The sequence below is a fragment of the Pantoea sp. App145 genome (assembly GCF_047947045.1).
GTDB lineage: Bacteria > Pseudomonadota > Gammaproteobacteria > Enterobacterales > Enterobacteriaceae > Pantoea.
Genome location: NZ_CP133290.1, coordinates 2,366,487 through 2,380,625 on the forward strand (window position 1 = coordinate 2,366,487; position 14,139 = coordinate 2,380,625).

13 protein-coding genes are annotated in these 14,139 nt (G+C 57.2%); 6 read left to right on the forward strand and 7 right to left on the reverse strand.

Annotated features, from left to right (window positions below; translation table 11 throughout):
- Positions 1–315: 315 nt before the first annotated feature.
- Complete coding sequence (locus tag RCF31_RS10875) at positions 316–1,353, forward strand: Gfo/Idh/MocA family protein (RefSeq protein ID WP_416410375.1); 1,038 nt, start codon at positions 316–318, stop codon at positions 1,351–1,353.
- 16 nt (positions 1,354–1,369) lie between these two features.
- Positions 1,370–2,248: a sugar phosphate isomerase/epimerase family protein gene (locus RCF31_RS10880; RefSeq protein WP_416410377.1), complete on the forward strand. Its 879-nt coding sequence runs from the start codon at positions 1,370–1,372 to the stop codon at positions 2,246–2,248.
- 77 nt (positions 2,249–2,325) lie between these two features.
- On the opposite strand, the gene RCF31_RS10885 is transcribed toward RCF31_RS10880, so the two are convergent.
- Positions 2,326–3,321: a Gfo/Idh/MocA family oxidoreductase gene (locus RCF31_RS10885; RefSeq protein WP_416410379.1), complete on the reverse strand. Its 996-nt coding sequence runs from the start codon at positions 3,319–3,321 to the stop codon at positions 2,326–2,328.
- Between the two features lie 101 nt (positions 3,322–3,422).
- Between RCF31_RS10885 and RCF31_RS10890 the strand changes: the two genes are divergently transcribed.
- The 3 genes from RCF31_RS10890 (at position 3,423) to RCF31_RS10900 (ending at position 5,716) form a co-directional block, all read left to right on the forward strand.
- Positions 3,423–4,442: a LacI family DNA-binding transcriptional regulator gene (locus RCF31_RS10890; RefSeq protein WP_416410381.1), complete on the forward strand. Its 1,020-nt coding sequence runs from the start codon at positions 3,423–3,425 to the stop codon at positions 4,440–4,442.
- A 102-nt stretch (positions 4,443–4,544) separates the two neighbouring features.
- Positions 4,545–5,426: a glutathione-dependent disulfide-bond oxidoreductase gene (gene yghU / locus RCF31_RS10895; protein ID WP_416410383.1), complete on the forward strand. Its 882-nt coding sequence runs from the start codon at positions 4,545–4,547 to the stop codon at positions 5,424–5,426.
- Positions 5,426–5,716, forward strand: coding sequence for a DUF1330 domain-containing protein (locus tag RCF31_RS10900; RefSeq protein WP_416410385.1), 291 nt, complete (start codon positions 5,426–5,428; stop codon positions 5,714–5,716). The genes yghU and RCF31_RS10900 overlap by 1 nt, the downstream gene beginning before the upstream one ends.
- Before the next feature lie 77 nt (positions 5,717–5,793).
- On the opposite strand, the gene RCF31_RS10905 is transcribed toward RCF31_RS10900, so the two are convergent.
- From RCF31_RS10905 to RCF31_RS10915, 3 genes are all read right to left on the reverse strand, one after another.
- The gene (locus RCF31_RS10905) at positions 5,794–6,711 is read right to left on the reverse strand and encodes a substrate-binding domain-containing protein (protein ID WP_084871915.1); all 918 of its coding nucleotides are present in this window, start codon (positions 6,709–6,711) and stop codon (positions 5,794–5,796) included.
- A gap of 79 nt (positions 6,712–6,790) precedes the next feature.
- A complete protein-coding gene (locus RCF31_RS10910) occupies positions 6,791–7,570 on the reverse strand; it encodes a TIM barrel protein (RefSeq protein ID WP_416410388.1) in 780 nt (259 codons plus the stop codon).
- On the reverse strand, positions 7,570–8,580 hold the full coding sequence (locus RCF31_RS10915) for a Gfo/Idh/MocA family oxidoreductase (protein WP_416410390.1): 1,011 nt from the start codon (positions 8,578–8,580) through the stop codon (positions 7,570–7,572). Before RCF31_RS10915 ends, RCF31_RS10910 begins: the two co-directional genes overlap by 1 nt.
- Positions 8,581–8,776: 196 nt before the next feature.
- Between RCF31_RS10915 and RCF31_RS10920 the strand changes: the two genes are divergently transcribed.
- Positions 8,777–10,732: a sigma-54-dependent Fis family transcriptional regulator gene (locus RCF31_RS10920; protein WP_416410392.1), complete on the forward strand. Its 1,956-nt coding sequence runs from the start codon at positions 8,777–8,779 to the stop codon at positions 10,730–10,732.
- Positions 10,733–10,756: 24 nt separating this feature from the next.
- On the opposite strand, the gene RCF31_RS10925 is transcribed toward RCF31_RS10920, so the two are convergent.
- Genes RCF31_RS10925 through RCF31_RS10935 form a run of 3 tightly spaced genes read right to left on the reverse strand, consistent with a single transcriptional unit; the run spans position 10,757 to position 14,041 of the window.
- Entirely contained in the window at positions 10,757–11,437 is a 681-nt protein-coding gene (locus RCF31_RS10925) for an SDR family NAD(P)-dependent oxidoreductase (RefSeq protein ID WP_416410394.1), read from the reverse strand.
- Positions 11,434–12,618: a sialidase family protein gene (locus RCF31_RS10930; protein ID WP_416410396.1), complete on the reverse strand. Its 1,185-nt coding sequence runs from the start codon at positions 12,616–12,618 to the stop codon at positions 11,434–11,436. Before RCF31_RS10930 ends, RCF31_RS10925 begins: the two co-directional genes overlap by 4 nt.
- A gap of 1 nt (position 12,619) precedes the next feature.
- A complete protein-coding gene (locus tag RCF31_RS10935) occupies positions 12,620–14,041 on the reverse strand; it encodes a sodium:solute symporter family protein (protein WP_416410398.1) in 1,422 nt (473 codons plus the stop codon).
- Between the last annotated feature and the right edge of the window lie 98 nt (positions 14,042–14,139).

A 14,139-nucleotide genomic window follows, 5' to 3' on the forward strand; every position in this document is an offset into this window, starting at 1 on the left:
ATTAAATGATAGAAATTTTATCAAAAATAATGCCTCAGCCACATCAAAAGTGCCAATGCTTCATGCTGGAAATCGCCATGTCTGATAGAGAATCTCTCATAATTTTGATCCCCTTCGCAAAAATGAAATGAATAATTTCACATCAATATCATTCGGAATAAATGTTTGATAATTATTTTTACTGACGACGCCTGAAAACGGGTTGATGGATTTGCATCAGCAAAGCGTTAGAGCGGCCAGCTGCGCCTTTCTATAGTGGTTAACGGCCTGCCTGGTCGCCCGATGTGTTACGTATCGAAGAAAAACGGAGATGATATGTTCCCTTCAACCTTACCTGTACCCCGTCGTCACCCTGTTAACCAGATTCCCGCGCTGCGCTGGGGCATTGTCGGCCCCGGCTGGATTGCTGACCACTTTGCCAATGCGCTGCGTCATCACACGCAACAACAGCTGGTGGCGGTCGCGTCACGCAGCATGGAAAAAGCGCAGGCGTTTGCCAGCAAATGGGATATTCCCCACGCCTGTGCAGGTATCGATGCCTTGCTGAACCGCAACGATATTGATGTGGTGTATATCGCCACGCCGCATAACCACCATTTCCCGGATGGTTTACGCGCATTGCAGGCTGGCAAGCATGTGCTGATTGAAAAGCCGCTGGCGCTGAATGCACAGCAGGCGTTGCAGTTACAACAGGAAGCGCAGCAACAGCAGCGCCTGTGTCTTGAAGCCATGTGGTGCGACTACGCGCCAAAATACGATGTGATCCGCCAGCTGCTGGCAGATGGCGCACTCGGTGAGGTTCATACCCTGATTGCCGATCATGGTGAGTATTTCACTCAGGATCACCGCATTTTCAACGCCGATCTGGCAGGGGGTCCGATGCTGGATCTCGGCAGCTACCTGATAAGTTTCAGCGTGCTGGTGGCAGGGGCACCGGACAGCATTATCGCCGTGGGTCAGCCTGCGCCTGGCGGCGTCAACGGCCAGACCTCAATGCTGCTGACCCATCCCGGCGGGATGCAGGCGGTGCTCAACACCACTTTGTTCAGTAACACGCCCGGCACGGCGGTGATTGCAGGTCGCGATGCCACTCTGTATCTCGATGGGCAATTTTACACCCCCGGCAACTTCCGTCTGACCTCCAGCGATGGCCGCCACACGCTGCGCTGGGAAGAACCCAATAATCGCTATATCCAGCTTTCTCATGAAATCGAACATACCGCCTGGTGCATCCATCAGGGCCTGATCGACTCACCGGTTCGTCCGCTTACCACCTCGCGGGCAACGCTTAACGCGATGGATGAAGTGAGACGCCAGATCGGTGTGGTTTTCAATGAAGAGCGACCGGCTTAACGCGCAGGAGAAAACAATGAAAATCGCTTTTGACGTAGATGTCATCCGTGACCTTGGTATCACCCGCATGGTGCATCAGGTGGCGGAATGGGGCTACAAGTACATTGAACAGTCGCCGCATCCGCAAATTAACCCATTCTATAAACACCCGAAAGCCAGCCGTGAAATCATGACGGAATACAAGAACGCGCTGCGTTCGACCGGGCTGGAAATCTCCTCGTTTATCGTGGTGTATCGCTGGTCCGGTCCGGATGAATTACGTCGCCAGGCGGCAGTGAAGAACTGGAAACGCATGATTGAAATCGCCGTGGAAATGGGAGTACCGGTGATCAATACCGAGCTGTCCGGCAACCCGAACGAGCCAGAGATCTGTGAAGAGATGTTCTATCGTTCGATGGAAGAGCTGCTGCCGATTATCGAACGTGAAGGTATCCGCGTGGAAATTCAGGCGCATCCGTGGGACTTCTGCGAAGAGAGCAACGAAACAGCGGATATCGTGAAGTCATTCCGCAGCGATCATGTGAAATACATCTACAGCGCGCCGCACACTTTCTTCTATGACAAAGGCAAAGGCGATGTGAAAAGCATGCTGCAATACGCCGGGGATGACCTGTCGCATATGCTGATTGCCGATACCATGAACCACACCAAACATTGCCGCTATATCGTTAACCCACCGGGCGTGGATGCCACCATTCATCAGCATGTGGGGGTCGGCGAAGGGGAGGTTAATTTTGATGCCTTGTTCGAAGCGCTGCGCGAGATGGATTTTGCCAACCGCAGCTTTAAAGTGGGCGGCGAATCAATCATCTCGGCGGCGCTGTTTGGCTATCCCGAGAAAATGAAGTATCAGGCAGTGGAAACCCGCGAACTGATTGAACGCGAGTTGATGTAAAAGCGCGATAAATCGCGCCGCTACAAATACATGCAGATATCCGTAGCGGCGCGATTCATCGCGCAAAACCGGGCGGGTTATACCTCAACAAACTCACCACGGGTTAAAGACAGCTGTGCCGCTTCAGCAATCGCCTGCGCGCGCAAGCCGTCCTGCAATCCCGGCAGGTCCGCCACCGTTTCGCCAGCGATATGGCGCAGAAACGCATCCAGATGGGTGTAATAAGTTTCGCGCACCCGGCTGAACCAGTCGGCATACAAACCCGGCTGGATAATCCCCTGCGCCTGATACAAGGTGGCACCGCGCACCGACTGACTTTCTGATGCCAGCATCCCGGCACTGCCCATCACGCTAATGCGTTCGTCGTAGCCGTAAGCGGTGCGGCGGGTATTATCCAGCTGAGCCAGTGCCCCCTGCTGCATCCGCATAATCAGCACCGAAGTATCAACATCAAAATCACGGATTTCCGGCATCGCCAGCGCCGCCCCCATCGCCCCGACGGTGGTGACTTCATCGTCCGTCAGCCAGCGCAGCAGATCGAAGAAATGAATCGCCTGATCGCGCATCTGCCCACCTGATGATTGCAGGTAGCTCAGCGGCGGCAACTCAGACGCCCGGCACACCATCTGGATCAGCTCCGTCCGGCCAACTACCCCCTGCCGCAGCTGCGCTTTCAGTTGCTGATGGCTGCGGTCAAAACGGCGGTTAAAACCGACGGTGATCGGTACCTGCACCGGCGAAATTTTTTCCACCACCTCACGCGCACGCTCCAGCGACAAATCAATCGGCTTTTCGCAATACACTGCCTTGCCTGCCGTCACCGCCTGCTCCAGCAGATCGGCATGAGTCGGCGTGGCGCTGGCGATCAGCACCCCATCGATTGCATCACTGGCGAGAGCCTGCTGCACGCTGGCTGCTTGTGCGCCGTAGCGCTGTGCCACCGCTTCCGCGCGGGCGGCATCGATATCACACACCAGCGCCAGTTCCACGCCAGGATGAACCGCCAGATTCGCGGCATGCACCTGGCCGATAAAACCACTACCAATCAAGGCAAAACGTTGCGGTGACCGCATGATAAAGCTCCTGTTTGTTCACACTTCAGAGGTCTGTTGCTTGTCAAAATAGCCGCTTCTGGCAGGCTGGCTGAACGCGGTTTTTGATGGAATTCACTCAGATGAAGGCAATGACGCTGGCAGAACTGGCCAAACGGGCAGGCGTAGGCGTGGCGACGGTGGACCGGGTGCTGAATGACCGGGGCGGCGTCTCACCATTGATGACCAAAAAAGTGCTGCAAATTGCACGTGATGCCGGGCTAAAACGCATTTTGCCGGAGGTGCATCGTCATCCATGGCAGATTGAAGTGCTGCTGAGTGGCAACGGTTCGTTCTTCTTTCAGCAGCTGGCACAGGATTTCGCTACCCTGGCGGATGAACTGGGCTATCGCCGCCTGCGACTGCATCGCACCCTGATCCCGGAAAACGCGCCAGAGAAGCTGGCGGCACACATCGAAGCCAGCAGCAAGAAAATGGATGCGCTGATTGTCTTCGCCCATGAAAACCCACTGATTTATCAGGCACTGGCGACATGTCAGGCACGCGCGGTGCCGGTGATTACGCTGGTGACCGATCTGCCCGATGCAGCGCGCCTGTGCCACGTCGGTATCGATCAGTACAAAGCCGGACGCACCGCCGGGTTGATGCTGGGCAGCATGGTGTCTCAGCCGGGTGAGGTGGTGCTGGTGAGTGGCCGGACTGATTACCGCGCCCACCGCCAGCGCATTGAAGGATGTCAGGCAGTGCTGGCCGAACGCTTCCCGCAGCTCCATCTCAACGCCATTCTCGCCGGGCAGGATGAGCGCGAACGCATCAGCCGCCTGCTGGAAAAAGCGCTGGCGAATTCAAAACAGATTGTCGGCCTGTATAACACCGGGATGGGCAATACGCAGATTTATGAAGCGCTGGCGCGCCACCGCCTGAGCGGCAAAGTGGTGTACGTCACCCATGAGCTGTACAACACCACGCGCATGCTGCTGGAAAAACAAGTACTGACGCTGACGCTCGATCAAAATACCCAGCGCCATGCCCAGCTGGCTCTGACGCTGCTGCTGCGCTACCTGGAAGAAGGTGAGCAGCCGGATACCTGGCAGGCAGGCAAAGTGGACTTTATGCTTTTTACGCAAGAGAACTTTGCATAACCGCACTTTGCATCTCATCGCCAGCGCGGTTAAATCGCCGTTGACTGCGACTGCTACACTCAGTGGCAGCTAAAAACGCAACCACAACAAGGCGAAATCACTATGTCGGAACATCAGTATCAGCCCGCAAAAGTCTGGACCTGGGACCCGGAAGCCAAAGGCAACGGCGCTAAGACCAACCGTCCGACTGCCGGACCCACTCACGAGAAAACACTGCCGGTCGGCAAACACCCGCTCCAGCTGTACTCACTGGGCACCCCCAACGGCCAGAAAATTACCATTCTGCTGGAAGAGTTGCTGGCACTCGGCGTCACTGCCGCCGAATACGATGCCTGGCTGATTCGCATCGGTGAGGGCGACCAGTTCTCCAGCGGTTTCGTTGACGTTAACCCGAACTCCAAAATCCCGGCGCTGAGCGACCACTCAGTCAATCCGCCACTGCGCGTGTTTGAATCCGGCAACATCCTGCTGTACCTGGCGGACAAATTCGGCCACTTCCTGCCGAAAGACATTGCCGGTCGCACTGAAGCGCTCAACTGGCTGTTCTGGTTGCAGGGTTCTGCCCCTTATCTCGGTGGTGGTTTCGGTCATTTCTATCACTACGCGCCGGAAAAAATCGAGTACGCTATCAACCGCTTCACGCTGGAAGCGAAGCGTCAGCTGGATGTGCTGGATCGCCAGCTGGCAAATCACCGCTATCTCGGCGGCGATGAATACAGCATTGCCGATATCGCCACCTGGCCGTGGTATGGCAACCTGGTGCTAAACGATCAATACGGCGGTGCCGAGTTCCTTGATGTGCAGTCGTATAAACATGTGGTGCGCTGGGCGAAAGAGATTGCCCAGCGTCCGGCAGTGATCCGTGGCCGCAAGGTGAACCGTGCCTTCGGTGCCGCACCGGAAGACCAGTTGCTGGAACGTCATGATGCGTCCGATTTTGAGACCAACACCGAAGATAAGCGCCAGACGCGGGGAGAAAAATAATGAGCGCATATGTGGTGTTTATCCGCGATGAAACGCTGAACGGCAACGAAATGGCGATCTACGCAGAGAAAGCCGGTGAAGCGCGCGGCGATCATCCGATCACCCCGCTGGCCTTTTACGGCGAGCTGGAAACGCTGGAAGGCCCGGAAGCAGAAGGTGTGGTGGTACTGGAGTTCCCGGATATCAATGCCGCGAAAGGCTGGTATTACAGCCCGGCCTATCAGGAAGCCAAAACGCATCGTCTGAAGGGCGCAAAATATCGCGTGTTGCTGGTGCAGGGCGTGGCGTAAGGCGCAATGAATCGCGCCGCTACGGGCCTGTGTGTACCTGTAGCGGCGCGATTTATCGCGCAATGCCAGCTACAACCTTAATTCGCCGCCACAAACTGGGTGTAATTCTCCGGCGTAATGGTTTTATACGGCACCCAGTTGTAAACCTGGACCTGCTGTTTATTCAGCAGTTCTTTGGTCACCTGCACCGCCCCGGTCGCCTGGCCTTTGGCATCCTGGAAAATCGTCAGCACCATTTTGCCACTCTTCACAAACTGCTGGCCGTCCGGCGTGCCATCAATGCCCGCCACCAGGATCTTTTCGTTCTTCGCCTGGTTCAGCGCCATAATCGCGCCAATCGCCATCTCATCGTTATTGGCGGCGATGGCATCAATCGGACGCTGATTCAGCAGCCAGCCCGATACCACATCCACCGCTTCGTTGCGCTGCCACTTCGCGCTTTGCTTCTCCACCACCTTCATATCTTTATATTTGGCGATCACCGCCTCTACCGCACGGGTACGCTCGCGGGCTTCTTCGTTGGACAAAGCCCCCATCAGGATGGCGACGTTGCCTTTGTAATTCATCTTTTTCGCCAGCGCTTCCATCTGCATTTCGCCGCCCAGCGCCGAATCCGAGCCGACATAAGCCATATCTGCCGGTAGCTTCACTTCCGGTTTACGGTTAACAAAGATCAGCGGAATCCCGGCATTCTTCGCGGCGGTGATCATCGGCAGCACCCCCTGGGTATCCACCGGGTTGAGGATAATGGCGTCCACGCCCTGGTTGATAAAATCGTCCACCTGCTGCACCTGAAGCGCTACATCGCCTTTGGCATCAACAAACTGTCCTTTGAGTTGATTGGCCTTCAGCTCAGCTTCCATCTGGGTACGCAAAATCGACACAAAGTTGAGGTCAAAATTCGCCAGCGCCACACCAACGGTGAAGGTTTTGGCGCTGACGCTCAGGCTGAACAACAACGAACAGAGCAGGAGAAATAAGGTTCTGATTTTCATGATATGTTTCCTGTAGGGTTGCGATTTTATTGTTGTGTTTTAACGCCGGGCAACAGGCAAATACCCGGCGGGATAACGCTTATAAACTGAAGTGATCGCGGAACTGCTGTAGCGCAGCCGTGCTGTCGCCGCTGGCCCAGCCCTCCATCGCCACCGTGCCCTGATAACCAATGTCATGCAGCGCACGGGCGATGGCGCGATAGTTGATTTCCCCGGTGCCTGGCTGCTGACGTCCGGGCACATCTGCCACCTGGATCTCACCAATCGCCGGGCCGGCACGACGGATCAGTTCGATCAAATTGCCTTCCCCGATCTGCGCGTGGTACAGGTCGAGATTCATCTTCAGGGCCGGGCTGTTGACCGCCTCCACCAGTGCCAGCGTATCGGCAGCCAGCGCAAAAGGTGTGCCCGGATGGTCAACCGGCAAATTGAGGTTTTCCAGCGTGAATACCCGCCCAGCGCGCTCACCGAGTTGTGCCACTTTGCGTAGCGTATCGGCGGCCTTCAGCCACATCGCACCGGTCACTACCTCCACCGGTTTCACCGGCAGACCTTTGTCATCCAGCCCGGTGCCGTGCAAATTGAGGGCCGGACAATTCAGTTGTGCCGCCACCGCCAGCGAGGTTTCCGCACTCTGGAGCAATTGGGCTATCTGGTCATCATCGGTCAGGTTGCCGCTCAGATAGCCGGTCATGGAGGTGAAGCGCGCGCCTGTCGCCGCTAGCGCCGCAATATCCTTATTGGCCCAGCCCCAGATTTCGACGCCGAAGCCCAGCTCATGAATACGTCTGACGCGATCGATAAATGGCAGATCGAGAAACACCATTTCGGCACAGACGGAAAGTTGATACCCAGTCATTAGCGGCCTCCCAGCGTGATCGGTTGGTGTTGTTTGACGGATTCAATACAGGCCAGCGCAATTTCCAGCGCATTACGGGCATCTTCGCCGCTGGCGCGTGGCGTCTCGCCGGTACGGATGCAGCGGGCAAACTCAGTCATCTCCGCCACATAGGCGTCTCGCAGCAGATCCGAATCGAGGCGCGAGGTATCCATCGCGATGCCGCCCGCGTGGTAACGCACGCAGTGGTTGGCGTTAATATGCCCGGCCTGCAACATGCCTTTGCTGCCAAACACTTCGCCGCGTACGTCATAGCCATAGACAGCCTGGAAATTGGCTTCGGCAGTGGCAATCGCGCCATTGTCGAAACGAATGGTCACTACCGAGGTATCCAGCAGGCCTTTGTCTTTAAAATCCGGGCGTACCAGCGCATCAGCCAGCGCGTACACTTCTACCGGCCTGGCACCAGGATTGAAGTGCAGCAGGGTATCGAAGTCGTGGATCAGGGTTTCGAGGAAGATGGTCCACGGCGGGATCGGTGCCGGATCGCGCAGCGCCGGGTCACGGGTGACGGAACGGCTTAACTGCGTGGTGCCATTCTCCCCGGCTTTAACAGTGGCAATCGCAGCGGCAAAACCGCTGTCAAAGCGCCGGTTGAACCCCACCTGCAACACCACACCGGCGGTTTTCGCCGCCTGAATGGCGCGATCGGCTTCGTCCAGCGTCACCGCCATTGGTTTTTCACAGAACACATGTTTTCCCGCCTGCGCAGCAGCAATCACCCATTCAGCATGGGTACGTGCCGGAGCGGCAATGACGACAGCATCGATTTCCGCGTCCTGCAGCAGCGCGTGCAAATCGTTATAGGCTTTCGCTACCCCGAGCTGCTGTGCCAGTTTTTCTGCTGCACCCGGCAGCGGATCGGCCACGGCGGCCAGCGTTGCGCCCGGCACCCGCCAGGCGAGATTTTCCGCATGGAAGCTGCCCATGCGACCGGCCCCAATCAGGCCAACGCGTACAGGTTGAATCATTGCTAACTCCTTGTTATTGACGAAGCATCACGCGGGATGCGGCAGATAACGGGGTTATTGCAAAGCCGATGCCAGGTAAAAATCGCCGGAATTTGTGAGACGCCACACAGATACAGTTCACAAACTGGCCACAAAATTTACATGTCAACTTCACATGTAAATAAAATGGACATTCCATCCATCGCCGGAGTGCGTCATGCGATCTCTCAGTGAGCGGTTGCCGTTTAAAGATGAAAGCGACCCTATCTTTAGCCTGCCGGGCGGCGCGGAGGTTGCCGAGTGGGATAATTTGCTGTGGCAGGGCTGGCATAGTTTTCAACGCGGTGAACAGCCGGGCTGGATGCGGCGTAGCATTTTGCAGTCGTGGCAACGATCGCAGCAGCGTGGCACCGATCCCAGCGATTTTACCTATATCTCCCCGCCCGCCGATGAACTGGCTGCGATCCTTGAACACAACGCCGGGTTGATCCTGGTGGCGCGCAGCATTATGGAGAATCTGCTCGCCTACAACCCGGATGGGCATATCAACCTGACCGATGCCCAGGGAGTGACGCTACATTACTGTGGCGCGGATATGACGCCAGTCGGCAGTATCCTGCGCGAAGAAGTGCTTGGCACCAACTGCACCGCACGCTGCCTGATTGAGCAGCGGCTGGTGTATGTGCTGAGTGGTGAGAACTGGAAATTCGATCTGCGCAAACGTCATCGCCAGTGCGCCGCCGCCCCGGTACGTGATGCCAGCGGCCAGCTGATCGGTGTACTGACCCTCACCGCCACCCCCGATAACTTCAATGCGCACACGCTGGGCACCGTGCAGGCGGCGGCTGAAGCGGTAGGCCAGCAGCTGATGCTGCGCCGACTGCTGGCGGAGCAGCAATCGATCCTTGAAACCCTCAATGAAGGGGTGATCGTCTGTGATCGCCACGGCCGGATCAAAACCCTGAATCGTTACGCGCGCCAGATCTTCAGCGGGCTGGATCCCGATGCCGGACCGATCGATGTGTTGTTGCAGCCACAGGGGGGATCGCTACTGACCATGCCATTCTGCAACGACCGCGAGCTGCAATTTATGCCGGACGGCGTGCAGCCAATCCCCTGCCTGATTTCGCTGATGCCCGCCCCCGACGGCGGACGCGTGCTTTCGCTGCGCGAGAACCAGCGTATCCGTGCCATCACCCGTCGGGTGATGGGCGTCAGCGCCAGCTACACCTTTGAGATGATTCGCGGCCATGCGCCACGGGTACAGCAGGCGATTCAGAAAGCGCGTGCCAGCAGCCGCACCGATAGCACCGTGCTGCTGACCGGCGAAAGTGGCACCGGTAAGGAGTTGTTTGCCCAGGCGATCCATAACGCCAGCCCGCGTCAGCAGGAAGCCTTTATCGCGCTAAACTGCGGCGCACTGCCGCGCGATTTGGTGCAGAGCGAGCTGTTTGGTTATGTCGATGGCGCGTTCACCGGCTCACGTCGCGGAGGATCGCCAGGCAAATTCGAGCTGGCCGATGGCGGTACGTTGTTTCTTGATGAGATTGGTGAGATGCCGCTGGAAGCACAGACCAGCCTGCTGCGCGTGTTGCAGGAGAGCGAGGTGGTGCGCATCGGCGCGGCTAATCCGCTGAAGGTCAATGTACGCATCATCGCCGCCACCCATTGCAACCTGCTGGATGCCGTGGAGAAAGGGGCGTTCAGACGCGATCTTTACTATCGGCTGAATGTGGTGTCACTGGCAATCCCACCGCTGCGCGAACGCCAGGAAGATATCCCCGGTCTGGTGAATACTTTTATTCTGGCGCTCTGTGCCCGGCTAAAACGTATTGCGCCGCAGGTCTCACCGGAGGCGATGCATTGCTTACAGGCGTGGCACTGGCCGGGCAACGTGCGCGAACTGGAGAATCTGGTCGAGCGCATGGTGAACCTGTGCGAAGGGCTGGAGATTGGCAGGCAGGATCTGCCGGATGAGATGGTGCACAGCCATCAACCGCTGATCGCGTTGCCCTCGTTGCAGGAAAATGAACGTCAGCATGTGTTGCAGGTGGTGGCTGAGCAGAAAGGCAATCTGCGCCAGTCGGCACAGCTGCTGGGGATTTCGCGTACCGCGTTATATAACAAGCTTAATCAGTGGCAGGTGGATGTGGCGGCAATACGGCGGGGGTGAAACCCCGCGCAATAAATTGCGCCGCTACGCCAACGACGCCCCACCGCATATCACCAGCTCCTGCCCGGTGATGGCATCTGCGGCAGGCGACAGCACAAAAGCCGCCAGTGCCGCCACCTCCTCCGGTTTGATATAACGCCCGATAGGCGGCAGTTGCGGTGGCGAGCTGGCACGCCCCGGTTGCAGCAGCATTGGCGTTTCCGTGGCTCCTGGCGCTATCACATTCACCGTGATCCCTTGCGGTGCCAGCTCGGCAGCCCAGCTACGCGCCATCCCCACCATCGCCGCTTTGGTGCTGACATACTGGCTGCGACCCGCCGCGCCACGCGAGGTACGGCTGCCAATCAGCAAAATACGGTCGCCCTGCTGCATCTGCGGTTGCAGAGCATTGGCCATAATCTGCGCGGCCTGCACATGCAGATACCACAAGCGGTGGCTGGCTTCCTCATCCAGATCGCCGAGCGGCGCGGCGGCCATCATCCCGGCAGCATGAACCAGCGCATCCACTTTCGGCAGCACGCCCAGCGCCTGTTTCAGTAACGCCGCATCAAACAGATCCACGCTGACCGAGGTAAAACGCGGATGATCTTTTTTCACCCGCGTGCGGCTGAAGCCCGTCACCTGCCAGCCCTGCTGCAACAGCTCATCGGCAATCGCCGCACCGATACCGGAACTGACACCTGTCACCAGCGCATGCCTGCTCATGAGATCACCCAGGATTCATCAACACGCACATACTTTATCGCCTGACGGAAATACGTATAGGCAATGTGCAGCGCGCCATCCTCGCCCTGTTTGATACTGGGATAGGAGAATTCACGATTCAGCTTCTGCTGCGAGTTGTTGGTCATGCAGTAGCCGTCACCTTCGTCGAGATTGCGCTGCCACGGCCAGCTGTGCCCACCATCAGCAGAAATCGCCAGCGTCATCGGCGCGCGTGGTGCGCCCCAGAACGCGGTACGTCCGCTCTGCACCACCGGCTCCGCCGCAACCGCCACATCGCCCTCGTCTTCATCTTCGATCTCGTCATACAGCGACACACGACGCTCGCTGGCATCGCGGGCGCTCATGGCGTTAAACACCAGCGCCAGATGGCCGTTGTGCAACGTCGTCACCTGAATCGATGAGTTGTTGTTGGGCAAGGTGGTCGCCTGTGGTGCGCTCCAGCTTTCGCCACCGTCATGGGAACGGCTTTGGTAGATAAAATCCGCCCAACGGCTGCGATACAGCGCCAGCAGGCTGCCATCGTGCAACAAAGTGATATTCATATGTACGCAGCCAAGGCTATCCGGCACCGTCACATCACGCCAGCTTTTGCCTTTGTCGCTGGAGATTTTCACCGCGCTGACATCGTCGTTACCGACCCATTTCACCCCCGGCTGGGTGCGACAATAGAACACCGGCAGCAGCCAGTTGCCATTTGGCAGCACCACCAGCGGCTGGCGGATAAAAGTGCCGGGTTGATCAAGCAGCGTGTCGATGGCGCTCCAGCTGCGGCCAAAATCACGCGACTGGCGATAACGCACAATCGCGGTGTCCTGGTTACCGGATTTCTGCGCGGTCCACAGCAGCCACAGCACCTGATCCGGATCGAGGAACAGCACCGGGTTTTGTTCCGATCGCGTCGGATCGTCCGATAACTTTTGCGCATCACTCCATTGCTCGCGGCCTTTTTCCAGCCGCGAGCACCAGATCGAGATATCGGCGATCCCTTCCTGGGTACCACCGAACCAGACGCACAGCAGGTCGCCATTCGGCAAGGGCAGCAAATTGGCGGCGTGGTTTTGCGGGCAGACCGAAGGCAGCATCGTGGTGAGCTGCTGCGCGTCCTGCGCGTGGGGATGAAGGTTACCGTTGCGATCAACGGTCACGGTTAAATCGGTCATATCAGGCTCCACTGTTTTGCATGGTTTGTTTCGGGGCTTTTTTATCCTGCGCCTGGCGCGACGGTATCAGTCGGTCAATCACCATCACAATCGCCGGTGTCACCAGAGCCACATACATATTGTTGATACCAAAAGGATCGCCCAGCAAATACCACAGCGAGGTCACCACGCAGGCGGCGATCAGCCCGGCATTGGCACCGCGCGTGCTTTTAAAGAACGGCAGGTAGAAGGCGATGATCGCCACCACCGAAATCGACAGGCGGATAGCGCGGGTAAAGAACGACAGCTTCAGCACTTCAGGCACGAACAACACGAAAATCAACGGCAGGAAGCCAATCACCAGCGACAGCCAGCGCGTCATGCGGAATTCCCGCTCCGGCGTGGGATTGCGGTACGGCACATAAAAATCCTTCACCACCAGCGAGGCAATGGCGAGCGCCACGGTGCTGACGCTGACAAAAATCGACGCTACCAGCGAGGTCGTCACAATCCCCGCCAGCCACGGGCTCATATCCTGTAAAAACACCGGCAGCGCATACAGGCTTTTGATATCAGGATGGAGGAATTTCGCCGCCACGCCAATCAGCGCGATGGCGATAGCAATCGGCATACAGAAGAAGAAGGCGACCCAGGTGGCGCGTTTTGCCGAAGCGGCGCTTTTGGTTGAAGCAATCGCCTGAATCACGAACTGAGTACAGAAGATCGAACCGATGGTGCCAATCAGCCAGGCAAAAATGGTGCTGCCGCCGACGTTGCCATCCCAGGTCCAGTAGAAATGCGGCATCTGCCTGATCATCGGACTCACGCCACCGGTCATATGCAGCGCCACACCGAGAATAATCATAATCCCGATATATTTCAGTCCGCTGTGCAGCAGCGTCACCCAGGCGATGCCCTTCATTCCGCCGAACATAAAATAGAAGGTACTGACGATGGCGGTGATAAAGGCTGCCGTGGTGAGGTTGAGGTTCAGCACCGTGGAGATGGCCGCTGCGCCGCTGACATAGTTACCGACGTTCACCAGCAGCAGCGCATAGATCATGATCAGCGAAATGATGTTTTTGGTTGAGTTACCGTAACGCTCGGCAATCGCGCCAGAAATGGTGATTTTCCCGGTGTTATAGATACGTTTGACCAGCAAAATACCAAATAACGGAAAGCCAATGGCCGCACCAATCACAGACCAGGACGCCGCAAAACCATCTTCAAATGCCGCCTGCGCAGTGCCAATGGTGGATTTGGCCCCGATATATTCTGACATCAGCATCACCCCGACAATAAACGCCGGCATGACGCGCGATCCCGCCATAAAGTCGCCGGTATTTTTACTGCGCAAACGCCAGGTCAGCCAGGTGGTAAACAGGATATAAGCAATCACTATCCCGACAATAATCACCATCCCTTCTGTAGAGAATTGTTTCATTTCAGCCTCATCGATAACGTAGGGTCGTAGCACGCGCTGGGCTTCACGCGCGCCGTTATTAAGGGTGGCGTCTGTTATTTTGACGGGTGTCTGGGCAC